This window comes from Brachybacterium squillarum M-6-3 (genome assembly GCF_000225825.1).
GTDB lineage: Bacteria > Actinomycetota > Actinomycetes > Actinomycetales > Dermabacteraceae > Brachybacterium > Brachybacterium squillarum.
The window spans coordinates 1,298,947-1,323,785 of the sequence record NZ_AGBX01000001.1; the positions used below are offsets into that span (position 1 = coordinate 1,298,947).

A 24,839-nucleotide genomic window follows, 5' to 3' on the forward strand; every position below is an offset into this window, starting at 1 on the left:
TGCGCGCCCCGCGAACCTCGCCTCACCGGTGCCGGAACCGTCGGACCCTGCCCCTACGCTGAGCCCGTGTCCTCCCTCCTCCGGATCATCCGTTTCACCCGCTCCCTGAACCCCCTGTACCTCGCGATCGTCGTCTGCTCCGTGCTGACGGCACTGGCGGGCCTCGCGGTGCCGTTCATCATCGGCCGCGCCACCGACGTGGTGACCTCCGCCGTCAACGGCGAGATGAGCGCGGGCGACGCCGTCCGCGCCGTGATCCTGCTGGCCCTGGTGCTGCTGGCGGTGGAGCTGGTGAACACGGTGGTCTCCAACGTCGGCGGCTGGTTCGGCGACGTGATGAGCAACCGGCTGCGCACCATCCTCTCGGTGCGCTACTACGACAAGCTGCTGCACCTCCCGCAGCGCTGGTTCGATGCCGAGCTGACCGGCACCATCGTGGCGCGGCTGAACCGCTCCATCGCCGAGATCTCGATGTTCGCCAAGACCATGTCGAACAGCTTCGCCACCATGCTGATCACGACGGTCGCGGTGCTGGGCATCTCCGCCTACTACTACTGGCCGCTCGCGGTGCTGCTGCTCATCGTCTTCCCGGTCTACGTCTGGCTGACCTCGCTGACCTCGGTGAAGTGGCAGAAGCTGGAGGGCGAGAAGAACGAGCAGGTCGACATCGCCTCCGGTCGCTTCGCCGAGGTCATCGGCCAGATCCGGGTCGTGAAGTCCTTCGTGCGGGAGCGTTCCGAGCTGAGCGACTTCTCCCGCCGCTTCTGGTCCACCGACGCCACCACCCGCGCCCAGTCCACCCACTGGCACCGCATGGACGTGCTGCGTCGCGCCGCCCTGAACCTCGTGTTCTTCGGGGTCTACGCGATCATCTTCGTGCGCACCGTGCAGGGCGCCTTCACGCTCGGCGAGATGGTGCTGCTGATCCAGCTGATGTCGATGGCGCGCCAGCCGGTGCAGTCCATGAGCTGGGTCGTCGACTCCTCGCAGCGCGCGATCGCCGGCTCCAAGGACTACTTCCGGGTGATGGAGACCCCCATCGACGAGCGCACCGCCGCGATGCTCGCCGCCCGGGTGGGGGTGCGCGACACGGCCGGCGCCGACGCACGCTCCGGGGCGGCCGACGGCGACGAGCCCGGCACCCGGACCGGCGGTCTGACGACGCTTTCGGAGCATCCCGACGAGGCGGCGCTGCACCCGGTCGCGGGAGCCCCCGTGGTCGCCTTCCGGCACGTCGACTTCGCCTACGAGGGCGATGCCGACGTGCTGCACGACATCGACTTCGCCGTGGCCCGCGGCGAGAAGGTCGCCCTGGTGGGGGAGTCCGGAGGCGGCAAGTCGACCATCGTGAACCTGCTGCTCGGGCTGTACGAGCCGCGCGAGGGTGCGGTCGAGGTGGTGGGCCACGACAGCGCCGACCTGCCGCTGGACGTGCTGCGCTCCCGCATCGGTGTGGTCTTCCAGGACGCCTCGCTGTTCTCCGGCACCATCGCCGAGAACATCGCCTACGGCCGACCCGGCGCCGGCGAGGAGGAGATCGAGGCCGCCGCACGCCGCGCCAACGCCGACACCTTCATCCGTCGCTTCCCCGCCGGCTACGAGCAGATCATCGGCGAGCGGGGCCTCAAGCTCTCCGGCGGCCAGCGGCAGCGCATCGCCGTGGCCCGCGCGATCCTCAAGGACGCCCCGCTGCTGGTGCTCGACGAGGCCACCTCGGCGCTGGACACGAAGGCCGAGCGGCAGGTGCAGAAGGGCCTGGACGAGCTGATGGAGGGCCGCACCTCCCTGATCATCGCCCACCGCCTCTCCACCATCGCGGCGGTGGACCGCATCATCACCCTGGACGAGGGCCGCATCGACGAGATCGGCTCCCCGGCCGAGCTCGCGACCACCGGCGGCATCTACGCCCAGCTGCTGGCGCTGCAGGACTCCGGCCAGACCAAGCGCCTGGCCAAGTACGGCATCACCGGCTGAGCCCGGCGCCGGGGCGGCCCTGCCCCGCGCGAGTCGACGCCGCACGCCGGTCACGTCGGGGCCTGTCCATCGGATGGACTCAGGTGACAGGTCGCGTGGATATGACAGGCGACCTGTCGCTCAGGTGCATCGGATGGACAGGGCCTCGCGGCACCATGGGGCCATGAGCACCTGGACCGGCGCCGCCGAGGCCTATCGCCGCTCCTTCGCGACCCTCTGCGCCGGCACGATCGACACCCTGCTGGACGCGACCGTGCCAGCGGATTCCCTGCTCGACGTGGGCTGCGGGACCGGCGAGCTCGCCCGCGCCGCCGCCCAGCGCGGCCTCGCCGTGACCGCCGTGGACGCGGATGAGGACATGGTGGAGGCGACCCGAGTCGCGCTGGGTCGTCGCGACGATCCGCCATCGCGGTCGGAGCCGCTCGCACCCGCGCCGTCCCCCTCCGCGCAGCTCTCCACCGAGTCGGCTCGGAAGACAGGGACGGCACCGAGGTCGGACGAACGGCCCGGGCGACCTGACACCGGGTCGACCGCCGCGGTGCTCCACGCTGCCGCGCCCACCCTGCCGATCGCCGACCGGTCAGCCTCCGCGGTCACGGCGAACTTCCTGGTCAACCACGTGCCCGACCCTCACGCCACCACGGCCGACCTGGCGCGGGTGCTCGCCCCCGGCGGCCGTCTCGCGATGACCATCTGGCCGGCGGAGCCCGGGCCGCACCTCCGCGCAGTCCAGGCCGCCGCGCACGAGGTGGGCGCCGTGGCCCCTCCGTCCACCCGGCTCTCTCTCGAGCGGGACTTCCGCCGCAGTCCCGAGGGCCTCGCGAGGCTCGCCGAGCAGGCGGGACTCCAGGTGCTTCGCGCCGAGGAGGTCACCTGGACCTGGCGCACCACCGCGGAGGACATCCTGGCGGGCATCCGCGCCAGGATCGCCGGGCCGGGGCGGCTGTACCTCGCCCAGCCCCCGGATCGTCGCGCCGAGCTCGACCGGGCCACCCGCGCCCACTGGCAGGCACACGCTGAGGGCGGAGGCCTCGCCTTCCCCGTCACCGTGGTGCTGGTGCTCGCAACGATCTGTCCACAGGATGGAGTCTGAGCGACAGCGCCCTCGATATACGGAGGCACTGTCTCCTGTGCTCCATTCCGTGGACACGACTCCCTCGCACCGGCCGCCCAGCCGCCGTCCCGGCCGGGTCCACCCGCCTCCCGGTCCGCGTCCAGGGCTCGCGGCTACGATGATGGGCGTCACATGGGGGACGGACACGAAGGAGACACCGATGGGCTTCATCCAGGCATTCAAGGGCGCGATCGGCGGCATGTTCGCCGACCAGTGGCAGGACTTCCTGACCATCCCGAACGGCCTGCCGCAGACCGCCGCGCTGTTCCCGGCCGTGCCGCGCGGCACCAACGCCGGCCGCGGCTCGAACACCCGCGGCAGCGAGAACGTCATCACCAACGGCTCGCGCATCCTGGTGCCGCAGGGCTACGGCCTGATCACCGTGGTCGACGGTCGTGCGACCGGCCTGATCACCGAGGCCGGCGGCTACGAGTTCAACGACCAGTCCCCGGATTCCCGCTCGGTGTTCGCCAGCGACGGCATCCTCGCCTCGACGGTCGGCATGTCCTGGGAGCGCTTCAAGTTCGGCGGCCGCCCCACCTCGCAGCAGCTCGCCTTCTACGTGAGCCTCAAGGAGATCCCCGACAACCGCTTCGGCACCCAGTCGGAGATCTACTGGGACGACGCCTACCTGAACACGCAGGTCGGAGCCATCTGTCGCGGCTCGTACACGATGCGGATCATCGACCCGCTGCTGTTCGTGCACAACTTCGTGCCGGCCTCGTTCATCTCGCAGAACGCCCCGGTGTTCGACTTCTCCGACCCCGACAATGCGGCCGGCAACCAGCTGTTCCGCGAGGTCGTCGGCTCGCTCGCGCAGGCCTTCTCGCGCTACACGAACGACCCCGACAAGGGCAATCGCATCACCCGCATCCAGGGCGACTCGGTGGGCTTCGCGCAGTCCCTCTCCGCCGCGGTGGAGGAGGGCTACCGCTGGTCGACGGATCGCGGCCTGACCATCGTGAAGACGGCCATCGCCTCGATCGAGTACGACCAGCGCACCCGCGAGCTGCTGGCCGACGTGCAGAAGGCCGACGCCCTCTCCGGCAACCGCTCGCAGTCCTTCCTGAACCAGGCGGCGGCGCGCGGCGTGCAGGCGGCGGGGGAGACCGGCGGCGGCGCAGGCCTGGCCATGTTCGGCATGGGTGCCAACGCCGCCGGTGGCCTGGTGAACCCGGTGCAGCCGTATCAGCAGCCCCCGGGCACGGCCGCTCAGCAGGGCCAGCCGCAGCAGGCCGCCCCGCAGCAGGGGCAGGGCCAGCCCCAGCAGGCAGCGACCCAGCAGGCCGCCGCGCAGGAGGATCCGGTCGCAAAGCTCGCGCAGTACAAGCAGATGCTCGACCAGGGCCTGATCAGCGCGGAGGACTACGAGGCGGCCAAGAAGAACGCCCTCGGGCTCTGAGCCGTCATGACCGTTCCTCCGCAGCCGCCGACCGGGGGCGCCGACTGGGCGCGCCCGGAGGCTGAGGCCGCGCGGGCGCAGGCGGCGCAGAACCACCGGGAGCACGACCCGCGGACGCAGCATCCGCCGGGGCAGCAGGACCGACCCACCGCGCAGGACCCGCGCACCGTCGTCGACCCCGTCTCCGCAGGCGCCGGCGACCCGGAGCGGCCCGACGCCCGCCCCGCCGCGATGCCCCACCCCCGGCAGGCCCAGGCGCCACGCGCCGCGGCCGGCCCCGCCCCCGAGCGGCAGGCGATCCCCGGGGGCCGCGGCGGCACGCAGACCGGTGCCGCTCCGGCCTGGCCCGGCGCCCGGCCGGCCGGCAGCGGTCCCGTGCCGACCGGCGGGGGACCGGCCCCCGGAGGCAGCGGCCCCGTCCCGACCGGCGGCGGTCCCGTGCCAGGCCAGGCGCCGCCCGCGGGAGCATCCGCCCAGGCCCAGGCCCAGGCCCAGGCCCAGGCCCAGGCCCAGGCTCCGCAGCAGCGCGCCGCCGGAGGGCAGCAGAGCGGGCAGATGCTCGGAGACGATCAGCTCGCCGCCGCGGCCCAGGCCGCCGCCCGCCACACCAGCAGCCGCATCATCGACACCAGCTCCGGCCGCGAGGACGGGCTGAACAAGTGCCCCCGCTGCGGCAGCAGCGACATCCACTACTCGCTGACCTCGCACGCGCTGGTCTGTTCCTACTGCCGCCACGAATGGAACGAGGACGTCGCCGAGCAGAAGTTCGGCCTGGACTCCTCGATCGCCGAGCTGCAGGGGCACACCCTGGCCTCCGGCACGGCCGACGTGCGCGAGGACCTCACCGTCGTCACCCTGAAGTGCCAGGGTTGCGGCGCGGAGGTCGTCATCAATGTCGACCAGGAGATGCAGGCGCGCTGCCACTGGTGCCGCCAGACCCTGTCGATCAACTCGCAGATCCCCAACGGCTCCGTGCCCGATGCGGTGCTGCCGTTCCTGCTCACCCGCGAGCAGGCCGTCGAGCAGATCGGGGACTTCGTCGGTTCGCGCCGCACCTTCGCCGATGCGCGGTTCAAGCGCGAGTTCGTGCCCGAGAACGTCATGGGCGTCTACATGCCGTACATGGTGGTCGACGGGAACCTGCACGCGGTGCTGCGCGGCACCGGCGAGGTCACCACCCGGCAGTACACGGTGCGGCGCAAGGTCGGCGACCGCACCGTCTCGGAGACCTACTACGACGCCGACGTGTACACGGTGCAGCGGGCCTTCGACCTGCTTGTGGACGATCTGGCCGTGGAGTCCGCCCGTCGTTTCAACGCGGAGGACAACACCGCGGCCACGAACAACATCCTCAACGCCGTGCAGCCGTACGACACCGAGCAGGCCGTCGTCTACAACTCGAACTACCTCAAGGGCTTCACCTCGGAGCGGCGCGACCTGAACGTGCGCGACATCGACGGACGGGTGGAGGACCACTTCCTCTCGATCGCCCGCGCGAAGGTGCGGCCCACTGTGAACCGCTACGACCGCGGCGTGCGCTGGCAGGAGGAGGGCCTGGCGGTGCGCGGCACCCGCTGGGTGTCCGTGTACGTGCCAGTGTGGCTGTACAGCTACTACGACGCGAGCAAGGGCCAGGACTCGCTGGTGCACTACATCGCGGTGAACGGCCGCAACGGCACCACGATGGGCTCCGTGCCGGTCTCGCACCCGAAGATCGCGGCGGTGTCCTGCGTGGCCGGCGCGGTGGCGGCGGTGCTCGGCGGCCTGGTCGGCATCGCGATGTTCCTGGGCGGATGATCATGACGACGACGGACGGTGGTGCGGCATGAACGAGGTGCTCCTGGCGCTGGCGGGCGATCCGGGCGCGGCGGCGATCCTGGCCAGCGGCTCCGGCGACGGCGCGGTGGGCCTGGCGATCCCCTTCGTGGCTGGCCCGGCCGTGTTCGTCGGCGTCTACTACGCGATCTACCGCTACTACCGCAACACCGACAAGCGCCACGAGTACGAGCGCGAGACCGAGGTGTCGGTGGGGAACCTGCAGGCTGGAGACCATCGCCGCGGCTCGAAGAACCGCCAGCGCAACCGCACCATGAACGGCGCCAACGAGGACGACCACCTGCAGCGGGTGCGCCGGATCGACGTGCGCTGATGCCGGAGGAGGGCCCGCGCTCGCTGCTCATCACGGGTGCGGTCGGGGTCGGCAAGACCACCACGATGGAGGCTTCCGCCGCGCTGCTCGCCGAGCGCGACGTGCCGGGCGCGATGGTCGACATCGACGCGATCCGCCGAGCCTGGCCGGCTCCGGCGACGGACCGCTTCCACGAGGGGTTGCAGCTCGCGAACCTGCGGGCCATGTGCCGGAACTTCCGCGCCGCAGGGGCCGAGGTGGGGCTCGCCGCCGGGACCATCGCGGACCGCGCCGCGCGTGCCCGGTTCGAGGAGGCGATGGGGGCGCCGCTGCGGGTGGTGCGCCTGGTCGCCCCGGACGACGTGGTGCGCGAGCGGATCCGCCGGCGCCACGCGGATGATCCGGGAGGGCGCGACTGGCACCTGGCGCGCTACGACGTGCTGACGGCGATCCTCGATGCCGCCCAGGTGGAGGACGTGCAGGTCACCGTGCAGGGCGCGCCGCGGGACACGGCCCGTGAGGTGCTGTCGGCCGCCGGTCTCTGAGGGCCGCGGAGCGTCCACAAGCCAGGGGGTGCCCTGGCGGTGATGCGCCGGAATGACTACGGTTCGAGTGATCTGCCGCACCCCGGAAGAGGACTCCTATGCGCCGACGTCTCGCTGCCCCCGCCGCCCTCGCCGTGCTCACGCTCGGCCTCGCCGCCTGCGCCGGTGACGACGGCACCGGCCCCGTCACCGAGGCCCCACCCACCCTCATCGACAACGACGACGCCTCTGACGGGGGAGGGGGCTCCGACGGCGGCGGCTCCGAGGCTTCCGATGGCGGGGGCTCCACGGAAGCCGCGCCTGACATCCCGGCGCCCGACCCGGACGACTATCCGGGGATGGATGAGGAGACGCCGGAAGGGGCTGAGCAAGCTTTCAAATACTTTATGGATATGGGTTGGTGGGGCCATCAGACCGGAAGCTCGGAAAAACTCCGAGGACTCTCTACGGAAAATTGCCTGGTCTGCAACAATGCGCTTGATGACATTGATCAGCTGGCCGCCAATGGGGAGTACTGGTCGGAATTCGAGACCAATGTCGTGAGTGTTTCCTCTCAAGAGGCCCCGAATGAAGAGATTTCGAGCTACGTGGTTTCGTATATTGCCGACAATGGGGAACACCAGGAGCCGAACGAGAATTTTGAAGGCGAAATCGAGGTGCCCGCTCAACGCTACTATATTGCGGCTGGGATGGCCTGGGTTGACGGCAAGTGGCTCGTGGACGGGATGTCAGTAGATGTTGAGGATGTTTAGTAGGTATTGGAGCCGGAGGGTAATCTCTACTGCGTCTGCCTCTTCCGTGGTTCTCGCATTTTTTATGGCTGTGAGTTCACGCGAAGCTGCTGCAGACTACACCGGAAGCGGAGGTGATGGGTACCTAGAGGTTTCGTTATCGCAAATACTCGGCCACGCGAAAAATTTGGTAAGCGGATCTGAGGGCGAGGGTGGAGGCCCTCGGAATCCATACATTGATATACGGGACCACGATGCCGGCAGTGAGTACGGCTGCGACGATCTTAGTGATGGAAACTCCGTCGCTGAACTTTTCTGTGGGGCTAACAATGCTGCTTGCGTCGCAGGTGGGGCGGTGCAGGGTAATGGTCAGAGCGTCGTCGAGGAAATTCGTGTCGACCCCGGCGCTGGAACTGAGAGCCTTCGTAGTTTCGGATGTGACACTCTCGTCCCCGCCAACTCTGGCGATCCGGCGGGCGGAGAGTCTGTCGTAGTGGAGGTGACGGCAGAGGACTTCTCTCGAATGCCCATTGCGCCACTTGTGGCCAACGCGGGTCCACCCGAAGGCTGGATCCCTGTGAATATGGTCAATATTCTATACGTTGAGCCAGAGGCTCAAGTGTTGGATGTAGAGCTGCTGGAAACGCCCGTAGAAGTCCGTGCAACCCCAGTCTCGTACCACTGGGACCTCGGTGACGGGAACACAATCAACACCGACAAGCCGGGGGAGCCGTATCCGTCCGAGCAGGTGTCCTCCGAGTACACGTACGAGGGTTGGTACGACATCACGCTGACCACGACCTTCGAGGGGGAGTTCTCGGTCAACGGAGGGGAGTGGCAGCCGATCGACGGGACGATCGAGGTGGCGTCGGAACCCATCGAGATCTTCGCGAAGTCCTTCGAGTCTCGGCTGGTGAACCCTGAGGTGCCCGTTGACGAGGAAAAGGCCCCCTACGTCCCGGAGCGCACGCCGGACACCGAGGGGCCGAAGGATCCCGAGGCCCGACATCGCGAGATCTGAACGCACGAAGCCGCTGGGGCTTCGCGCTCCGTTCGGACAGGCCTCCCTGGTCTCACGGATTCGGCGACGTCCACCGCCCGCTGGTCGCCGCCAGGGCGCGCAGCTGGCCCGCCACTTCCGCGAATCGTTCCGGCGGCAGCGTGTGGGTCGGTCCGGTGACGGTGAGGGCGGCCTCGACCCGGCCGTCCGGCAGCTCCAGCGGCACGGCGACCGCGGTGATGCGGTCCTCCCACTCCTCGTTCGAGGCGGCCCAGCCCTGCCGTGCCACGCGCGACAGTTCGGCGTCCAATTCCACGTCGCTGGTCAGCGTCCGTTCCGTGAACGCCGGCAGCTCACCCTCCCGAGCACGTAAGGCAGCGGCCGCGCTGCTCGCCAGCAGCACCTTGCCCGAGCTCGTCGCGTGCCCAGGTGTGCGCAGGCCGACGTAGTGGCGGGGCGCGAGCAGCCCGTCGCCCACGGCCTGGGCGACGTTGACGGCATAGACGTCGTCCAGCACGGCCACGTTCGCGGTGAGGTGCAGCTCGGCGGCCACGCGCTCGCTGAGCTGCTGCGCCACCTGGGAGAAGTCCATGCGGGAGGTGACGGCGCTGGCCAGTCGTACCAGGCCGAAGCCCAGCCGGTACGGCCCACCAGGGCCGACCGCCGTCACCAGGTCCCGCTCGGCCAGGGAGGCGAGAAGTCGTGAGGCGGTGGACTTGTGGACGTCGAGCGCCTCGGCCACCTCGCCGGTGCCTGCGGCGCCGCGGGCAGCGAGCACGTCCAGCACCTCGAGGGCGCGGTCCACGGACTGGATGCCCATCTCGCCTCCCGCTGATCCCGATGCGCGCGTCCTCTTGACGGCCACGGCCCCGCGCGCTTGACTGGTTGCACGATACGCGGCGGTTGCGCAATAAGCAACGTAAGCGGGTGGCGACCATCATGACCACCCGAGCAGCGGCCACCGAGAGCGGATCACCGGACCGTCCCCGAGGAGTCCCCATGACCATCCCCTCCACCACGCCGGCCGGCCCGCGCGCGGACCTCCCCACCGCCGCGCCGATCACCGCGCAGGACGCCACCACCGCCGGACCCGTCGTCCCCGCGGACACCGACGCGCGCATCGTCGTCATCGGCGCCGGCGTCGTCGGCGCGGCCCTGGCCCGCCTGCTCACCGAGCGTGGCTGCACCGACGTCACCGTCATCGACCAGGGCCCCCTGCCCACGCCCGGCGGCTCCTCCTCCCATGCGCCCGGCTTCGTGTTCCAGACCAACGGCTCGCGCACCATGTGCCGCCTGGCGCAGCGCACCCTCGACATGCTCGACGGCATGGAGCTGGACGGGAAGGCCCTGGTCGACCGCGTCGGCGGCCTCGAACTCGCCACCACCGACGGCCAGCTCACCGAGCTGAAGCGCCGCCACGGCTACGCCACGGCCTGGGGCGTGCCCGCCGAACTCATCGGCCCCGAGAAGGTCGCCGAACTCTGGCCCGGCCTGGACACCAGCCTCGTCCTCGGCGCCCTGCACACGCCCACCGACGCCGTCGTCCACTCCTCCTGGGCCGTCGAGGCGCAGCTCAAGGCCGCAGAGGCCGGCGGCGCCACCGTCCTCGGCCTCACCCGCGCCGTCGACGTCACCACCGAGGACGGCCACGTCACCGGCGTCGTCGTTGAACCCGCCACCTCCCAGGAGCAGACCGGCGAGCCCCGCACCCTCCCCGCCGACGTCGTCATCGCCACCGGCGGCATCTGGGGCCCACTGCTGGGCCGGATCGGCGGACTCCGCCTGCCCATGCACCCGATGGAGCACGGCTACGCCTGGACCGCCGAGGTGGACGAGCTGCCCGGCACCACCGCCGACGGCACGCCCCTGCACCACAAGCAGTCCGCCCGCCCGATGATCCGCCACCAGGGCTCCGGCCTGTACTTCCGCGAGTTCAACAAGCGCATCGGCATCGGCGCCTACGAGCATCCGGCGCTGCCGCTGCCCCCGGAAGACATCACCGACACCGATCACCTGCTGGCCGGTGGCCAGGAGCCCGCCAAGCGCGAGTTCACCCCCGGCGACTTCGCCTTCTGCCACGCCGAGGTGGCGCGACTGTTCCCCGCCATCCAGGACCTGCCGCTGGAGGACGAGTTCAACGGCGTCTTCTCCTTCACGCCCGACGGCGGCCCGCTGCTCGGCCCCTCACCGCGGCTGGAGGGCTTCTGGTCCGCGCAGGCCATCTGGGTCACCCAGTCCGCGGCCTGCGCCGAGGTGGTGGCCGACTGGATCCTGAGCGGCGACCCCGGGATCGACACCCACGAGCTGGACCTGGCCCGCTTCGACCCGGCGCTGCTCTCGCGCACCTGGATCCGCGAGCGCGCCGCCGAGAACTACGACGAGGTGTACGACGTGCACTTCCCGCGGCAGACCACTCTGGTCACCCGCGGCCTCAAGACCAGCCCGTTCTACCCGCGCATCCAGGCCGCAGGCGGCGTGTTCAACGAAGCGAACGGGTGGGAGCTGCCGCAGTGGCACGCCTCCAACGCCGCGATCTTCTCCGACCCCGGCTTCCGCTCCCGCCCCGTGCGGGACTTCGCCGAGGGCGCGCCGACGGACATCGCCGACCTGCCGGGCCTGGCGGAGGAGGTGCCCGTGGTGGTGCCCCGCCGCGACGCCTGGGACCAGGTGAACTGGTCGCCGATCGTCGCCGCCGAGGCCTGGGCCACCCGCAACCGCGTCGCGATGTACGACATGAGTTCGCTGACGCGTCTGCGGGTGCGTGGCCCTGGGGCGACTGCCTGGGTGAGCTACCAGTGCTCGAACGCGGTGATCAAGAAGCCCGGCGGCGTCACCTACGCGCTGATGCTCGACGAGCGCGGGGGCATCCTCTCCGACGTCACGGTCACCCGCCTGGCCCCGCAGGAGTACCTGATCGGCGCCAACGGGGCGCTGGACGTGGACCGCCTTAGCCGCCTGCTGCCCGAGGACGGGAGCGTGGTGCTGGACGACATCACCACCTCTACCTGCTGCCTGGGCCTGTGGGGCCCCCACGCCCGCGACGTGCTCGAACCCCTCACCGAGGGCGACATCAGCCACGAGGGCCTGAGCTACTTCAAAGCCGCCCGTATCCGTGTGGCCGGGGTGCCCGTGCTCGCCGCCCGCGTGAGCTACGTGGGGGAGCTGGGCTGGGAGCTCACCACCGAAGCCGCCCACGGCCTGCGCCTCTGGGACAAGATCGCCGCCGCCGGCGCGCGCTACGGCATCGTCCCCGCCGGCCGCGCCGCCTTCAACTCGCTGCGCCTGGAGAAGGGCTACCGCTCCTGGGGCTCGGACATGACCAGCGAAGACACCCCCGACGACGCCGGCCTCGGCTTCGCCGTCCGCATGGATAAGAAGAACGGCTTCGTGGGCCGAGACGCACTGGCCGAGCAGCCCAGCCGCGGCCGCAAGCTGGTGGCCCTGGGCATGCGTATGGATGCTGGCCGCCCCGAGCCGGGATCGCCGGTGCTTGACGCCGACGGGTCTACGGTCGGCTGGGTGACCAGCGCGGACTTCGGGTACGTCACGGGACAGGTCCTGGCACTGGCCTGGGTGCCGAGCGAGCTGGCCGCGGAGGGGACGACGCTCGGCATCCAGCGGCTCGGCCGGGTGCAGCCCGCCTGGGTGCTCGCGGAGCCGGTGTACGACGGGGGGATGGAGCGGATTCGGCGGTGAGTGCCGCCGTTGCGAATCTGACGGCCCCGGAGCGCCTGCGCACCTCGCGACGGCGTTGATCCCTCTCGCGTGGCGCGCGAGAGCCTTCCGAACGGGTTGCCTGTGCTGGGTACGCCTCTCGCAACGCGTCTCCGACACCTGGACCTTCTGGACCGCCGGAACACCTGCGCCAGGAGGTACGGGACGACGCCGGTCGGTGACCTCCTGACGATGCGGACGACACTGCAGATGCGTCCTCGCCGGGTTGTACGGAGCTCCCGGAGAACTCCGGAGGAGGAGCAGATCCGCCCGCGGCGACGGGCGGGACTGCTACAGAGGACGTGTCCCATCGATCCGACCGCTCATCCATCCCACCCTTCCACGATCTCGGCCATGGGTGGTGTCAAGGCGTGGAAGCAACATGAGGTTCGCCGACCAGTAGCCGGGTGAAGGCCTCTGTCGGGGTGAGGTAGCCCAGCCGGCGGCGGGGGCGGTTGTTGATCTCTTCAGCGATGGCGGTGAGGTAGGGCTGGTGGTCGGGGATTCTCGTGCCCTTGGGCAGGTACTCCCGGTAGAGCCGATTGGTGTTCTCATTCGATGGTCGCTGCCAGGGCGAGTGGGGGTCGGCGAAGTAGACCGGCATCGCGGTCGCGAGGGTGACCTTGGCGTGCTGGGCCATCTCGGAGCCCTGGTCCCAGGCCAGCGAGGACCGCATCATCGCCGGGAGGTCGTTGAAGTACTCGATCACCGCATCCGCAGTCGACTCTGCGTGCTTCGAGGGCAGGGCGAGCAGTCCGGTGAAGCCGCTCATCCGCTCCACCAGCGTCGCCGCGCACGAGGCGCCGTTCTTCCCGATGATCAGGTCCCCTTCCCAGTGCCCCGGGACCCGGCGCTCGGCGGCGTCTTCGCCCCGCTCGCTGAGCGGAATCATCCCGACGATCGGCCCGCCCCGGGACTGACCCGTCGTGCGGGGCTGCCGCGTGGTCCGCTTGGATTGCAGGAAGATGCCCTTGCGGGCGAGTTCTCCGCGGGGGATGGCGTAGATGTACTGGTAGATCGCCTCACCGGAGACGGTCTGGCCTGCTGCGTCGGGAGAGTTGCCCATGGGTTCAACGGTCGGGTCTGCGGCCTCCAGGCGCAAGCGGCCCGCGATCTCGTTCGGCGTCCACGACGCGATCAGGTCGGCCTCCACACGGGCCTGCAGCACTGGGTCAGCGGCGACCTTCCGGACCTGGGGTCGGGCTCGGCGGCGCTGGGCGGTCACGTCTGCGGTCACGGCCTGGTAGCCGCGAGTCTTGGTGGTGTTGCGGTGGATCTCCCGGGAGATCACCGAGGGGCATCGCCCCAGGTGGCGGGCGATTCTCCGGACTCCCCAGCCTGCCTTCGTGGCGGTGGAGATCTCCGACCGGTCCGAGAATGTCAACGCCATCCGCACCATCTGGCCACCCCGATCGATCGACCCCTGCCGACCAGGGGTGTTGCTACGACGCTAAGACACCACCATGCACCAGTCCCGACTGTCCGATGCGTCGCTGATTCGCCGATCTCTGGACTCTTCATCGATCCGGCCCCGGAGACCGCACGTCGAGGGCAGCGCCTCCTCCGGTCACGCACGCGTGCCGGACCTCCCGAGGCCAAGCGGGTACGGATGACGGCGACTGACGGATAGGGAACCTGACCTGGGAAGTCGGACGTGAAAGTGCCCGACCTCGCGTCGAGAACTTCCGACTCCATCCGCTCCGCGTCATCGGAGATATCGACTCCTACCGCACGCTAAGCCGAGAGGCTCACCATGAGCGCAAGGACGCACTCGCCACGCGATCACACGCGTGACATCGACGTCCTGCTGGAACATCCCGAGCAATGAGCACGCCCTGAGGCTATTGCTGGGAGCCTTCCCGCGAAAACGTCCGTGGAGAGATCCGCTGTTCCTTTCGGAGGCGAAGTCATTCACGCGAATATTCGAGAGCTTGGTGAGCGCTTGGCCACTGCGACATAAGGCCTTGTAGCATGCCTCCTTGGCGGAGAATAGAAGGATCTCTTCGACAGAATTCATCGATTCATGCTTCAGGCTGGTTCTGATCTCTTCGTACTCAGCGTCGGTGGCGATGGCCGAACGCACTTCATCGGGCAGGCGACGATGGACCTCTATGTCGACGCCCAGGCCGGGAACGTCATCACGCATCGCTATGCCGGCGGCGCAGAACGGTCTGCTGTGGCTCAAACTGCCGACGACCTCGGAAGATGGCCAGACGGGTTCTCCGCTTCTTCCCTTGAGTACCGGCCCGGGCGGCAGCCCTCCTGTCGCCATGGCCGCCCGCGCACACGCACGCGCACCTGAGTAGGCGATCCTCCGTGACGCAGAGGCCGAATGCATCGCGCGCCGCTCTGAGACGTGGAGGTCTGACTCTGAGTGGAACCGCCCCTCTGCCCAGATGAACGGAGGCGGTGAGGCGCCAGCGAGGTGAGGGGAGAAAGGACTCCAGACCGTGGCCACGTCCTGGCCCGGGCTCACAGGAGCCACGCGGTGAGGCTGTGGACGACGACCGCTGCGGCGGCGCCGCCCACCATTCCCCATTCCTTCTTCCCTGCTCCGATGACGACGTCGACGACCTGTACACCTGCGGCGGCGACCAGGACAATCGTGGCGGGCCATGGGTCGGTCGAGCCCATGAAGGGGAGGACTCCCGCGAGGATCCCGAAGGGGATCGCTCTGGCCGCGTACATCCGAGCGAAGAATAGCTCTCCGGCGACCACGTGACGGGAGCCGCTGAACATTGTCGGTCGCGCGAGCGCGAGGATGGCGGCGACCACTGTCGACAGCGAGATGACGGCGTTAATGATGTGCAGTATCAGCATTGGGTCCCTACTTTTCGGTGAGTGCATCAAGATCGATGGATCCCGCGCGTTCGTAGTTCGCTGTGCGAAGCAGTGGTGCGGCTGCCAGGATGGCTTTCCTGTCGACCTTCCCGTTGATCGGGAGCCGTGGAAGACGGTCGACGAAGTAGATCTCTCCGTTCTCCCTGAGACCCTCAAGCTCGTCAAGGAGTGGATCGTCGCCTGTGACGGCACTCCCGGCATCGTGCCGAACCAAGAATACGACGAGGTCCGTGGAATCCTGGCAACTGTCCTTTTCCAGCGCCACGCCCGCCTCCTTGACGGACGCGTACGTTTCCAGTCGGCGTTCGATCTCGGATGGAGAAATGACTTCACCGTTCCTGTACCCGATGTCGACGAGCCGATCAATGACGAAGAGATGTCCGTCATCGCTGAGCCGACCGACGTCACCGGTCATGAACCATCCGCCTTTGGCGAACGGCTCGAGATCGGGTCGATTCGTGTACCCCGTCATCATCTGCGGTCCCCGGATCTCGACCTCACCGACGGTTCCGAATGGCACGGGCTCCCGGCTGTTCGCGTCCACGATCCGAGTCTCTGTGTTCGGAAGGCTCCTCCCGACCGAGCCGTGCACAGGACGATCGGGATCGTCGACGTGCGAATGGTAGGCAGATTCTGTCTGACCGTATCCCTGGAACATCTTGACAGAGAATATTCGCTCGAGCCTGTCGCTGAGGGAGGGCGAGAGTGCCTTGGATCCGCACGAGAAGTACTTCACGGACGCGAACATTTCCGGTGCTAGGCCCTCTGCTTCCGCGAGACGCCCGAAAAGTGAAGGAATACCGTAGAAGTGAGTCACCCCGCAGCGCTCCAATCGCTCTGCGATGGCATGTGCGTCTCGGACCGGATCGATGACGAATGCCGCGCCGGCTGCGATCGCAGCGTTGAGATGCAAAGGGTTCAGGATGGGCATATTCGGGTAGATCACCGACGTGGAGTCGAAGCGGTGGCCCGCTCCGACCATGAACGCGTTGGAGACGATGTTCCGGTGGGAGAGACGGACGCACTTGGAGGGGCCCGTCGTCCCGCTGGTGAACGCGAGCACTGCCGGATCGCTTGGGTCGGGCGCAGGCGATCCCTCCGGAGCCTTCTCGGTGATGGGGATCCCGACCTCGTCGATCACGGTCGTGAGCCCGAGGGTTCGGATGGTCTGCGCAAAGGGGCCGAGTCTCTCGCGTGTCTGATGGTCGAGAATCAGGAGATCGGGCCGTGTCTCCTCGATGGCCCTGGTGAGCTCGGCGCCGGGCTTCGGAGGCATTAGGCCCACCATGACGGCTCCGGCGCGGAGCACTGCGTAATAGGCGATGACCCCGTCCAGGCTCGGGCTCCAGGTGACACCGACGCGTGTCCAGCGGTTCCCACCGACCAGCGGGCGAAGTGTCGCGGCCACCATGTCGATGCGCTGGTCCAATTCCTCGTAGGTGGTCGTCGTACCGCGATCGATGATTGCAATGGAATCCGGGAAGCGGGTCGCTGAGGCTTGGACGAGTTCTGCGACCACGATCTCTGGTATGCGCATTGTCGAATCGGGCGCGGGATGACTCATAATTGCTCTCCTGGGTTGTCTCGGCTTCAGCCGAATGGAGAAATAGACCGAAACTGGATACTCAGCGTTCCGCCCGCATCACGGGCGATGAGGTCGTCGCAGATGACGCTCGCGAGAATCGAAGTCTGCCCCTGCCTCGGGGTCTGCAGGATCAGGACGCGGGACAGAGCCCCCGTCAGACCGTTCGCCAGCTGGCGCGTGGAACGTGTGTACATGAGGTGCCGGGACTGGAGTCCCGCCTCGTGTCGCCGTGCAAAGTTCTCCAGCGCGGTCGTGTGAATGTTCTGACGGCCCGTCAAGCGGCTGCCGTTCACCGAGTTGACCACGATCGCCTTCTCCCCGAATGTGGAGGAGTATGCTGAGATGTCGCCCTCGTCGATGCCCTGGGTCTGTCGGGCGTAGAACTGACTGATCGCGAAGAAGCTATCCCGCGGATCTTTCGAATGCAGGTCCGTGTTCTCATCTCCCATCGAAAGTGATCTCCCGTCTCCGGACTTTCCAGCAGGTCGTTCGGACGAGGTGGTCCTGCATGACGGTGGACAGCAGCGTGGGCTGGGACCCGTCGGGTTCGACCGCGACCACCAGCACGTAGGACCGGACCTCGGCCGAGTCCTCCGTCGAATGCAGGATGTGGACCGCCGACTGAAGGTGCCGGTTGACGACGCCCCGCTCGCGACGGGAGCGGTGGGCGGCGACAGCTTTCTCCCGGATCTCGTCGGCGGATGCAAGTTCGGCCGTCGGGGACGAGAACTCTGCCTCGGACTCGAAATCCAAGGCCCAACCCTTGATGTCACCTTCGTCGATGCGTGAGAAATGTTCACCATAGAACTGGAGAATGCTCGGCAGGTACCGGCCTTTTGCCTCTGTCATCCTTGTTGTGTCCCTTCTGGGCTCGTGGACCCTTCTTGAATCGGGCCCGGTCCCTCGTGGCGTCGGACCTTCCATGTCTCCATGACGGCGAGATTTTCGACGATGTCGAAGTCCCCGTCGGCTCCGAGGTCCGCGAAGGCCCTGGCGATATTCGCAATGTTTCTCTCTGGATCGACTCCGACGCCGACCGTGCCGCGCTCGAATTCCTCGGCGGTTTTCCAGACGCTCGCACCCCTGCTGAGGCCTTTCTCCGCATACTCCAGGACATCATGCAGATAGCCGAGGGTGCCTCGGAGAATTTCTGGGCCCCCGACCGCGCCGTGGCCGGGAACCACTGTCTCAGGGTGGAGTTCGAGCAAGAATTCGAGTGACTCGATGGAACCTAGGATGGATCCCATGAGGACGAATGGAGTGACGCCGTTCCAGGCGATATCTCCGGTGAACACGACTCCTTCGGCGGGGGCGTAGACAGTGAGGTCGCTCGCGGTATGGGCGTGTCGGAACTCGTTGAGCTCGAGTCCGCCCCAATCGGTAGGAAGATGCTCCCGAGGGGAGACCAGCCGAGTCGGGGGGGTGACGCGGACGTCCCCGAAATCGATCATCGGCTGCCGGCGGACGAGGTCATCCCCTGAGATCTCCATCAGTTCGGCAGTCACCTGCGTCCCGATGATCTCTCCGTCCTCGAAGATTGAGTTGCCGAACGTGTGATCGCCATGGAAGTGGGTATTGATGACACTGATCGACGTCGCGCCGAGTCCCTCGATCGCACGGCGAAGCTGGCGATTCCTCGATTCTGTCGCGAAAGTATCGATCAGTGCGACCGACCCGACCTCGTCCAGCTGGACGATGCCTACGTTGCTCTGACACCAGGAGCCTGGCAGTTGTTGACAGGCGAAGATGTGGTCGCTGAGGCGGCGCGCGGACCTACCCCCATCACGCACTCGGTTCATGAGGCCGACGTCGTCTCGGTCGCGCTTCTGACGACCTCCAGGGTCGCGAGGCTGCTGCGACGGAGGTTCGTGCTCAGCCGGGTGCTGAGGTCGTGCAGGGCGGACGCCTCCACGCGCTCGAGGAGCGCGAGGTGCCGAACCATGACGAGCGTGCCTCCGTCCACGGCCGTCATCGTCCATGTGCCCGCGTGACCGTAGACCCCGTCCGGCGTCCGAGTCTGCTTGAACGCGATCCATTCATCGGTGCGTGCCACACGTACGGACTCGATGCCGTGTGCTGACGCCGAGCCGCCGGCGAGCGTCATCGAGAATCGGTGCTGGTCCTCGTCCTGGGAGTGCACCGTCACCGCATCGACATGGCGCAGAAGGCGTGGCCACGCGCTGACATCCCAGAGGAGTGCGAACACCTGGCTCGGAGCGGCACCGATGTGGATCTCGTCATGGGTCTGGATGAAGTGATCGGAGAGGGAGTCACCATAGGTCTCCGCGAGGGTCTTGATCCCCGCCAGTTCGGTGGTGCTGTTGAAATCCGTCGCCTCAGCAGCGGCCCGTAGGGCGTCCTGGTCGGCGGCCCCGAGAGCGTGGGTGAGGCCGAGCTCCGTGGTCCGTTCGTCGATCTGGCGAACGGTCCACGCGCCGGACATGGAGGTCAGTGGGGGCACCGGCTCGACCTGTCGAAATGCGACCCGTGTGCGGGCTGCATCGACCTCTCGCACGGAGCGCCAGGACACCACGTGATCGCTGTCCCCGTTTCGTGCCCAGAGCTTCAGCGACTCCTGACCGGGTTCTTCGAGGACCTGCTCGCACGCAATGGTGGGAGGGAAGTAGACCGGCCAGCGGGTGGCCTCGCAGATGATTTCCTGGACGGTCGCGGTGGGAGCGTTGATGGTAATGCTGTGTTCCATGAGGGTCCTTGCCCGTTCTAGAAGCGACCGAGTCCGCCGCATACGTTCATGGCTTGCCCTGTGATGGCCGCAGCTTCCGGGCGCACGAGATATTCGACAAAAGAAGCCACCTCGGCGGCCGTCGTGTAGCGGCCGATAGGGATCTTGCTCTCGAAGTCGCTGCGGACGTCCTCGAAGTCGCGATCGGCAATCTCGGCGTGACGTCTCACGACGGTGTCGGCCATCGGGGTCTGAACGTATCCAGGACAAATGGCGTTGACGGTCACGCCGCGCTTCGCGTATTCCAGTGCGAGGGATCTGGTGATCCCTATGACGGCATGCTTGGAGGCGTTGTACGGGGCCGCCAGGGGTATTCCCTGCTTGCCGGCCGTCGAGGAGATGTTGACGATCCGCCCGTGGTCCGAGTCGAGGATCCCTCCGTCGCGGAGGATCGCGCGGCTCATGAAGAACACGGAGTCGCAGTTCGTCGCCATGATCCGATGCCAGACCTCCGTGGGGAGGGAGTCGAAGGGTCCGCCCCCCGAGGTTCCGGCATTGTTGATGAGGTGGTCGATCCCGCCGTTGCGCGACACGATGTTCCGCACGTATCGGTCGACCGTTCCCTCATCCGTCACGTCGCACACCGTGCCCGTGACATCGAATCCCGCGGCACGCCATTGCTCTTGATGCCGGTCTACGTCATTGCGCTTTCGGGCACAGAACTCTACTCGTGATCCCGTGCGAGCCAGGGCCTCGACGATCGCCTCCCCGATGCCGGAGGTCCCCCCGGTGACAACAGCTACGGCGTTCATGCGTCCCCCTATGCCCGATCAGCTGCTCAGTTGAGCGTTGGCGATGTCGATGAGTTCGCGAGGGGTGACCAGCGCGTAGTCCTTGCCTTCTGGGAACTTGAAACCGTGCCCCTGTTCGAGCCGGGCGCTCACTGCGATGATGTGGAGCGAGTCGAAGTCGAGCCGCTCGAAGGGTGTGTCCAGGATCGACTCGTCTATCCTGATGTCGTCGTCCTCGCCCACGACGGTGTCAATTGTCGTCAGCAGTTCCTGCAAGGTGATGCGAGCCATGGTGTGGCCTCTTTCCGTGATCGAGATTGTTGGGTTTCAGTCGTTCAGCCGCAGAAGAGCTGCGGAGCGGTAGCCGCCGGTGCCGGTGGACACCACAAGGGCCGTGGGCTTCTGGGCGTTTTGTCCCCGGCCGATGACCATGTTCAGCGGTTCGTCGGAGTCACTCGGTCCGTATCGAGCCGCGAACGGAGGAATCCATTCCTCGCGGAGAGTCAGCGCCGCCAGAGCCACGTCCACCGCAGAGGCGCCGGCGAACAGTCGTCCGAAGCCGGTCTTCGGTGCCGTCATCGGTGGTTGGGCATCCCCGAAGATCCGCAGGAAGTCGGCTCGCTCCCGAGCATCCGACTCCGGCACACCGAGTGCATCGCCGTAGACGACCCCGATGTCCGAGGACACTGTCTTGGTCTCTGTCAGAAGTCGCTCGACGAGTGCGGGGAGGACGGAGCCCCGCTCCCTCCCCTGGAAGCCTCGTACGCACCCCAGCAGCTCGACCTCGCGATGGGTCGTCGGCGTGGAACGCTCGGACTGGACCATGAGCAGGGCGCCGCCCGCACCGGGGACGTATCCGGTGGATTCCTCGCGGTACGGCGCGAACTGTGCGGGATCGTCGCTCGGTGCGGGCGTTCCGTTCGTGGAGTACATCGATGCGATGCCGAACGGGCTCAGGGTGCCGTCCAACGCACCTGTGATCATGTAGTCGGCGCCCGAACGGATCTCGTGCTGCGCGAGGCCGATGGCGTCGATTCCACTGCATGCTTCGGTGGCCACGGTTCCACTGGGGCCTTTGAGCTTGTGGCGGATCGCGATCTGCCCGGTGTTCACTGAGTAGAACCATGCGAAAGACTGGTACGGGCTGACCGCACCAGGGCCACTGGTATGGAGGTTGGTCAACTCCCGCTGGGCGAAGGTCAGTCCTCCGTAATTGTTGCCGAGCTGGACACCGATGTCGTCCCTTCGCGAGAGGAGCTCGCCGTCGTCCTCCTCGAGGAGGCGGTCCGACATGACAAGAGCCGCCTGGGTGATCGGGTCCGTCTGCACCTTGATTCGGGAGGTCAGGCTTGAGGCCATCCGATCGGTGTCGAGAGCTCCGAACAGTGCTCGCTGCCCCGCGCCGTCGTCGACCTCGGAGAATGCAGTGCGTCCCTGGATCACGGCATCCCACACCTCGTCGGTCGTCACGCCCTGAGAGTTGGCGATGGCGATTCGAGTGATGAACGTGCGCTCTCGGCTCATGCTGCTGCCCCTCTGCGGCTCGAGTCCTCGATCACGATCGCTGACTGGAAGCCACCGAAGCCACTCGCCGTCGAGAGCGCTCCGTCGACGTCTCGCTGGAGAGGGGCGTTCGGAACGTAGTTCAGGTCGCAGCGCTCGTCAGGGTAGGTGTAGTTGATCGTCGGTGGCACCAGGTTCTCGGAGATCGCCAGCGCGCAGGCTGCGATCTCGATCGCGCCCACCGCACCTAGCGAGTGACCGATGGAGGACTTGATCGAACTGATCGGGACGTGGTGCGCGTGGTCGCCGAGGGCCTTCTTGAGCGCCTGGGTCTCATGGATGTCGTTCTGGGGCGTGCTCGACCCGTGCGCGTTGACGTAGTCGATACCCTCAGGACTGATGCCAGCTCGTTCGAGTGCCTTGGTGATGGCGGTGGCCAGTTCCGTCCCTTCACTGCTCAGACCCGTCATGTGGTACCCGTTGGCTGTTCGCGCAAAACCGGTCACCTCGGCGTACACCCTGGCCCCACGAGCGCGAGAATGCTCGAGATCCTCGAGGATCAGGGTTGCCGCTCCCTCGGCCAATACGAATCCGTTCCGCTTCACATCGAAGGGGCGCGAGGCCGCATGCGGGGACTCGTTCGACGGGCTCGTCGCCTTGATGGCGTCGAAACATGCGACGGTGATCGGCGAGAGGGGCGCATCGGTGCCACCGGCGATGACGACCTGGGCCTCCCCGCGCTGGATCATCTCGGCGCCTTGCCCGACAGCATCCAGTCCCGAGGTGCATCCCGCCGAGACGACGGACACGGGCCCGGTCGCGTCGTAGCGCTGGGCAAGGTGCACCCCGAGAGTGCTCGGAAGGAGTCCTTCGAAGAGGGACTCGTCCTTGGGTCCGAAGGGACATAGCCACTGGTCACCCTCGTCCGTGAAGTGGTCGAAGAGCTCCACCATCCGCAGGGAACCGCCCACTGCTGAGCCATAGGAGATGCCGAGGCGATCAGATTCTCCGACCGGCATCCCGTTGTTGCCGGCGGCGTCTTGCAGAGCTTCATCCGTCGCCGCCATGGCAATTCGAATACTCCTGTCCACGGGGTCGACCTCTCCAGGGACGGTGTCCGTCGGAAACCCCGTCGATTCCTCATCTACGTCGCATTCGCCGGCGATCTGAGAACGGAAAGGAGATGGATCGAACCTGCTGAGCCGACGGATTCCCGAGCGCCCGGAAGTGATGAGCGACCAGAACGCTTCCCGGCCCGGGCTGCCCGGCGCGACGACCCCGATACCGGTGATGGCGACCCTCCGGTTCGTCAGGCGTTCACGGGAGCCTGTTCTTGCAGACATAGTGATTCCTTTCCAGGGAGCGGAGCGGTCGATCTCAGTTCTCGGCCGGTGCTGAGGGTGTCGTGGAGTTCGCAGCGAGCCCGCTGATGAACGTCCGTACTGCCCATCGAGCTCGATCGCTGGGTGTCGACTGCATTGCCGCGTGTGAGAGTCGTGAGAGGTGGGGGAAGGCATCCGGGTCAAGTTCGGCGAGCACGTTCTCGGCCTCGTCGAGGTGTTCTTTCCCCCCGGTCATCTCGAAAGTAGATATTTCATTGGCTTCGGTGATCACCACCGAGTTGAGGACGTCGACTGCCAATAGTGCGGTGTTCACATCGTGCCCCGAAGTGATGAGAATGCGCAAGTAGGCTTCCGAGATACGCAGCAGAGCATGTGCGCTTGGAACGCGGCCCACCATTCCCGTGCCGAGTCCGGGGTGCCTCGCCAGAGAATGTATGCTCTCCATGGCGATAGGTTCGAGTTGAACTGTCCAGGGCATGTCGTCCTCGGAGTCGGGAATCTCCACATCGGTCAACGCCGCGTCGACGAGTGCGTCCACCAGATGCTGTTTATTCTTGAAGTAGACGTAGAGCGCAGAAGGACCGGTGTCGAGTACTTGCGCCAGCGACCTCATTGTCAGTGCGTCGAAGCCGCGATCTGTGATGAACTCCAGGGCCGTGTCGACGATCAGTCGCCGCGTGAGGGGGACCTTGCTGGCACCGCCTCGGCGGCTGCGTGGCTCCTGCATGACTTGCTCCTGCGGGCGACGTACGGAACGGTGTTCGTGACGAACACTGTTCAGGCTAGCGGCTCGGGTCTCAGTTGACCAGACCCCGTCTCCCACCCATGTTCCGTGCGCCGTCGTGAGCGCATCGACGTGCGGAGCCTGAGCCGAGGAGCGAGATCGTTCGTGCTCGCCATGGCTCGACTGTGGGACGAGAAGAGCCGGGGATGGCTCTCGTGTGGCATCTTCGGAGGGGTTGTCTTCTGTCAGGCGCAGCCGAGGGCACTCCTGCAGCTGTGCCCAACGCGAGAGCCCCCGACCTCCGACAGTGGAGCGTTGCGTCGTCCAGCAGGGGGAGAAATTCCGATCGACGTGTCCCGCTTGACCGGCCGGGACTGGGGCCCGAAGACGAGCGGCTAGCGTTGCTCGTCGAACAGGCGGGGGACGCCCAGTCACCTCCCTAGACCGGCGCGGGCCGGAGGGATATCGGAGCACGGGCCGCGGTACCTTCCAACCCCGAGTGGGGGGTGAAGCCGTGATCGATGGCCGCGGTAAGGAGCCTTGTGAGGATCTTGATCACGTCCGGGGTCGGTAGGAGAACTCGTCAGATACCTCTCTGCATCGGAGGTTCGGGTGTGGCCTGCGGCGAGAAAATCCTGCCGACCACGCCACCCAGGGAGCTCGAAGGCACGGCTTTGCGGCCGTTACCGTGTCGGAGGGAGGGCGTTCCGCCGGATGCTGCATACAGGCCAGAAGCGCAGATGTGCAGCCAAATTAGCCGG

General features: G+C 67.2%; 23 protein-coding genes. 9 read left to right on the plus strand and 14 right to left on the minus strand.

Annotated elements, in window-relative coordinates:
* Positions 1 to 66: 66 nt before the first annotated feature.
* From OM98_RS05715 to OM98_RS16150, 8 genes are all read left to right on the plus strand, one after another.
* Positions 67 to 1,974, plus strand: a complete 1,908-nt coding sequence (locus tag OM98_RS05715) for an ABC transporter ATP-binding protein (protein WP_010533640.1) — start codon at positions 67 to 69, stop codon at positions 1,972 to 1,974.
* Between the two features lie 163 nt (positions 1,975 to 2,137).
* Positions 2,138 to 3,067 carry a class I SAM-dependent methyltransferase gene (locus OM98_RS14805; RefSeq protein ID WP_010533641.1) on the plus strand — a complete coding sequence of 310 codons (930 nt, stop codon included), beginning with the start codon at positions 2,138 to 2,140 and terminating at the stop codon, positions 3,065 to 3,067.
* A gap of 181 nt (positions 3,068 to 3,248) precedes the next feature.
* Positions 3,249 to 4,490, plus strand: coding sequence for an SPFH domain-containing protein (locus tag OM98_RS05725; protein ID WP_010533642.1), 1,242 nt, complete (start codon positions 3,249 to 3,251; stop codon positions 4,488 to 4,490).
* A gap of 6 nt (positions 4,491 to 4,496) precedes the next feature.
* On the plus strand, positions 4,497 to 6,287 hold the full coding sequence (locus OM98_RS05730; RefSeq protein ID WP_010533643.1) for a hypothetical protein: 1,791 nt from the start codon (positions 4,497 to 4,499) through the stop codon (positions 6,285 to 6,287).
* A 28-nt stretch (positions 6,288 to 6,315) separates the two neighbouring features.
* Positions 6,316 to 6,639: a hypothetical protein gene (locus OM98_RS05735; RefSeq protein ID WP_010533644.1), complete on the plus strand. Its 324-nt coding sequence runs from the start codon at positions 6,316 to 6,318 to the stop codon at positions 6,637 to 6,639.
* Positions 6,639 to 7,163 (plus strand): AAA family ATPase, encoded by a 525-nt coding sequence (locus OM98_RS05740; RefSeq protein ID WP_010533645.1) that lies wholly within the window; start codon positions 6,639 to 6,641, stop codon positions 7,161 to 7,163. The genes OM98_RS05735 and OM98_RS05740 overlap by 1 nt, the downstream gene beginning before the upstream one ends.
* A gap of 98 nt (positions 7,164 to 7,261) precedes the next feature.
* A complete protein-coding gene (locus OM98_RS15525) occupies positions 7,262 to 7,915 on the plus strand; it encodes a DUF6318 family protein (RefSeq protein ID WP_010533646.1) in 654 nt (217 codons plus the stop codon).
* A 46-nt stretch (positions 7,916 to 7,961) separates the two neighbouring features.
* Entirely contained in the window at positions 7,962 to 8,915 is a 954-nt protein-coding gene (locus OM98_RS16150) for a PKD domain-containing protein (RefSeq protein WP_245528723.1), read from the plus strand.
* Between the two features lie 52 nt (positions 8,916 to 8,967).
* Here the strand turns inward: OM98_RS16150 and OM98_RS05755 are convergent, their stop codons facing one another.
* A complete protein-coding gene (locus OM98_RS05755; protein ID WP_010533648.1) occupies positions 8,968 to 9,714 on the minus strand; it encodes an IclR family transcriptional regulator in 747 nt (248 codons plus the stop codon).
* Between the two features lie 179 nt (positions 9,715 to 9,893).
* Between OM98_RS05755 and OM98_RS05760 the strand changes: the two genes are divergently transcribed.
* A complete protein-coding gene (locus OM98_RS05760) occupies positions 9,894 to 12,590 on the plus strand; it encodes a GcvT family protein (protein WP_010533649.1) in 2,697 nt (898 codons plus the stop codon).
* A gap of 382 nt (positions 12,591 to 12,972) precedes the next feature.
* Here the strand turns inward: OM98_RS05760 and OM98_RS05765 are convergent, their stop codons facing one another.
* From OM98_RS05765 to OM98_RS14810, 13 genes are all read right to left on the minus strand, one after another.
* Complete coding sequence (locus tag OM98_RS05765; RefSeq protein WP_010533650.1) at positions 12,973 to 14,007, minus strand: IS30 family transposase; 1,035 nt, start codon at positions 14,005 to 14,007, stop codon at positions 12,973 to 12,975.
* Positions 14,008 to 14,313: 306 nt separating this feature from the next.
* The gene (locus tag OM98_RS16480) at positions 14,314 to 15,147 is read right to left on the minus strand and encodes a 4'-phosphopantetheinyl transferase superfamily protein (protein ID WP_083837704.1); all 834 of its coding nucleotides are present in this window, start codon (positions 15,145 to 15,147) and stop codon (positions 14,314 to 14,316) included.
* Positions 15,081 to 15,428 carry a hypothetical protein gene (locus OM98_RS05770; RefSeq protein ID WP_010533652.1) on the minus strand — a complete coding sequence of 116 codons (348 nt, stop codon included), beginning with the start codon at positions 15,426 to 15,428 and terminating at the stop codon, positions 15,081 to 15,083. Before OM98_RS05770 ends, OM98_RS16480 begins: the two co-directional genes overlap by 67 nt.
* A gap of 7 nt (positions 15,429 to 15,435) precedes the next feature.
* On the minus strand, positions 15,436 to 17,013 hold the full coding sequence (locus OM98_RS05775) for a class I adenylate-forming enzyme family protein (protein ID WP_010533653.1): 1,578 nt from the start codon (positions 17,011 to 17,013) through the stop codon (positions 15,436 to 15,438).
* Between the two features lie 26 nt (positions 17,014 to 17,039).
* A complete protein-coding gene (locus tag OM98_RS05780) occupies positions 17,040 to 17,483 on the minus strand; it encodes a nuclear transport factor 2 family protein (RefSeq protein WP_010533654.1) in 444 nt (147 codons plus the stop codon).
* Complete coding sequence (locus OM98_RS05785; RefSeq protein ID WP_010533655.1) at positions 17,473 to 17,883, minus strand: nuclear transport factor 2 family protein; 411 nt, start codon at positions 17,881 to 17,883, stop codon at positions 17,473 to 17,475. The genes OM98_RS05780 and OM98_RS05785 overlap by 11 nt, the downstream gene beginning before the upstream one ends.
* Positions 17,880 to 18,833 (minus strand): MBL fold metallo-hydrolase, encoded by a 954-nt coding sequence (locus OM98_RS05790; protein ID WP_175285943.1) that lies wholly within the window; start codon positions 18,831 to 18,833, stop codon positions 17,880 to 17,882. The genes OM98_RS05785 and OM98_RS05790 overlap by 4 nt, the downstream gene beginning before the upstream one ends.
* The gene (locus tag OM98_RS05795; protein ID WP_010533657.1) at positions 18,830 to 19,738 is read right to left on the minus strand and encodes an aromatase/cyclase; all 909 of its coding nucleotides are present in this window, start codon (positions 19,736 to 19,738) and stop codon (positions 18,830 to 18,832) included. The genes OM98_RS05790 and OM98_RS05795 overlap by 4 nt, the downstream gene beginning before the upstream one ends.
* 17 nt (positions 19,739 to 19,755) lie before the next feature.
* Entirely contained in the window at positions 19,756 to 20,529 is a 774-nt protein-coding gene (locus OM98_RS05800) for an SDR family NAD(P)-dependent oxidoreductase (RefSeq protein WP_033194813.1), read from the minus strand.
* An 18-nt stretch (positions 20,530 to 20,547) separates the two neighbouring features.
* Positions 20,548 to 20,799 carry a phosphopantetheine-binding protein gene (locus OM98_RS05805; protein ID WP_010533659.1) on the minus strand — a complete coding sequence of 84 codons (252 nt, stop codon included), beginning with the start codon at positions 20,797 to 20,799 and terminating at the stop codon, positions 20,548 to 20,550.
* Positions 20,800 to 20,835: 36 nt separating this feature from the next.
* On the minus strand, positions 20,836 to 22,032 hold the full coding sequence (locus OM98_RS05810) for a beta-ketoacyl synthase N-terminal-like domain-containing protein (protein WP_010533660.1): 1,197 nt from the start codon (positions 22,030 to 22,032) through the stop codon (positions 20,836 to 20,838).
* On the minus strand, positions 22,029 to 23,354 hold the full coding sequence (locus tag OM98_RS05815; RefSeq protein WP_050812617.1) for a beta-ketoacyl-[acyl-carrier-protein] synthase family protein: 1,326 nt from the start codon (positions 23,352 to 23,354) through the stop codon (positions 22,029 to 22,031). Before OM98_RS05815 ends, OM98_RS05810 begins: the two co-directional genes overlap by 4 nt.
* Positions 23,355 to 23,388: 34 nt before the next feature.
* Positions 23,389 to 24,081: a TetR/AcrR family transcriptional regulator gene (locus tag OM98_RS14810; protein WP_010533662.1), complete on the minus strand. Its 693-nt coding sequence runs from the start codon at positions 24,079 to 24,081 to the stop codon at positions 23,389 to 23,391.
* Positions 24,082 to 24,839: the final 758 nt, after the last annotated feature.

Bases quoted from the DNA above. Each gene is read 5' to 3' on its own strand.
- OM98_RS14805 (WP_010533641.1), top strand. From the start codon at position 2,138: ATGAGCACCTGGACCGGCGCCGCCGAGGCCTATCGCCGCTCCTTCGCG.
- OM98_RS05725 (WP_010533642.1), top strand. From the start codon at position 3,249: ATGGGCTTCATCCAGGCATTCAAGGGCGCGATCGGCGGCATGTTCGCC.
- OM98_RS05730 (WP_010533643.1), top strand. From the start codon at position 4,497: ATGACCGTTCCTCCGCAGCCGCCGACCGGGGGCGCCGACTGGGCGCGC.
- OM98_RS05735 (WP_010533644.1), top strand. From the start codon at position 6,316: ATGAACGAGGTGCTCCTGGCGCTGGCGGGCGATCCGGGCGCGGCGGCG.
- OM98_RS05740 (WP_010533645.1), top strand. From the start codon at position 6,639: ATGCCGGAGGAGGGCCCGCGCTCGCTGCTCATCACGGGTGCGGTCGGG.
- OM98_RS15525 (WP_010533646.1), top strand. From the start codon at position 7,262: ATGCGCCGACGTCTCGCTGCCCCCGCCGCCCTCGCCGTGCTCACGCTC.
- OM98_RS05755 (WP_010533648.1), bottom strand. From the start codon at position 9,714: ATGGGCATCCAGTCCGTGGACCGCGCCCTCGAGGTGCTGGACGTGCTC.
- OM98_RS05760 (WP_010533649.1), top strand. From the start codon at position 9,894: ATGACCATCCCCTCCACCACGCCGGCCGGCCCGCGCGCGGACCTCCCC.
- OM98_RS05765 (WP_010533650.1), bottom strand. From the start codon at position 14,007: ATGGTGCGGATGGCGTTGACATTCTCGGACCGGTCGGAGATCTCCACC.
- OM98_RS16480 (WP_083837704.1), bottom strand. From the start codon at position 15,147: ATGGGGAATGGTGGGCGGCGCCGCCGCAGCGGTCGTCGTCCACAGCCT.
- OM98_RS05770 (WP_010533652.1), bottom strand. From the start codon at position 15,428: ATGCTGATACTGCACATCATTAACGCCGTCATCTCGCTGTCGACAGTG.
- OM98_RS05775 (WP_010533653.1), bottom strand. From the start codon at position 17,013: ATGAGTCATCCCGCGCCCGATTCGACAATGCGCATACCAGAGATCGTG.
- OM98_RS05780 (WP_010533654.1), bottom strand. From the start codon at position 17,483: ATGGGAGATGAGAACACGGACCTGCATTCGAAAGATCCGCGGGATAGC.
- OM98_RS05785 (WP_010533655.1), bottom strand. From the start codon at position 17,883: ATGACAGAGGCAAAAGGCCGGTACCTGCCGAGCATTCTCCAGTTCTAT.
- OM98_RS05790 (WP_175285943.1), bottom strand. From the start codon at position 18,833: ATGAACCGAGTGCGTGATGGGGGTAGGTCCGCGCGCCGCCTCAGCGAC.
- OM98_RS05795 (WP_010533657.1), bottom strand. From the start codon at position 19,738: ATGGAACACAGCATTACCATCAACGCTCCCACCGCGACCGTCCAGGAA.
- OM98_RS05800 (WP_033194813.1), bottom strand. From the start codon at position 20,529: ATGAACGCCGTAGCTGTTGTCACCGGGGGGACCTCCGGCATCGGGGAG.
- OM98_RS05805 (WP_010533659.1), bottom strand. From the start codon at position 20,799: ATGGCTCGCATCACCTTGCAGGAACTGCTGACGACAATTGACACCGTC.
- OM98_RS05810 (WP_010533660.1), bottom strand. From the start codon at position 22,032: ATGAGCCGAGAGCGCACGTTCATCACTCGAATCGCCATCGCCAACTCT.
- OM98_RS05815 (WP_050812617.1), bottom strand. From the start codon at position 23,354: ATGTCTGCAAGAACAGGCTCCCGTGAACGCCTGACGAACCGGAGGGTC.
- OM98_RS14810 (WP_010533662.1), bottom strand. From the start codon at position 24,081: ATGCAGGAGCCACGCAGCCGCCGAGGCGGTGCCAGCAAGGTCCCCCTC.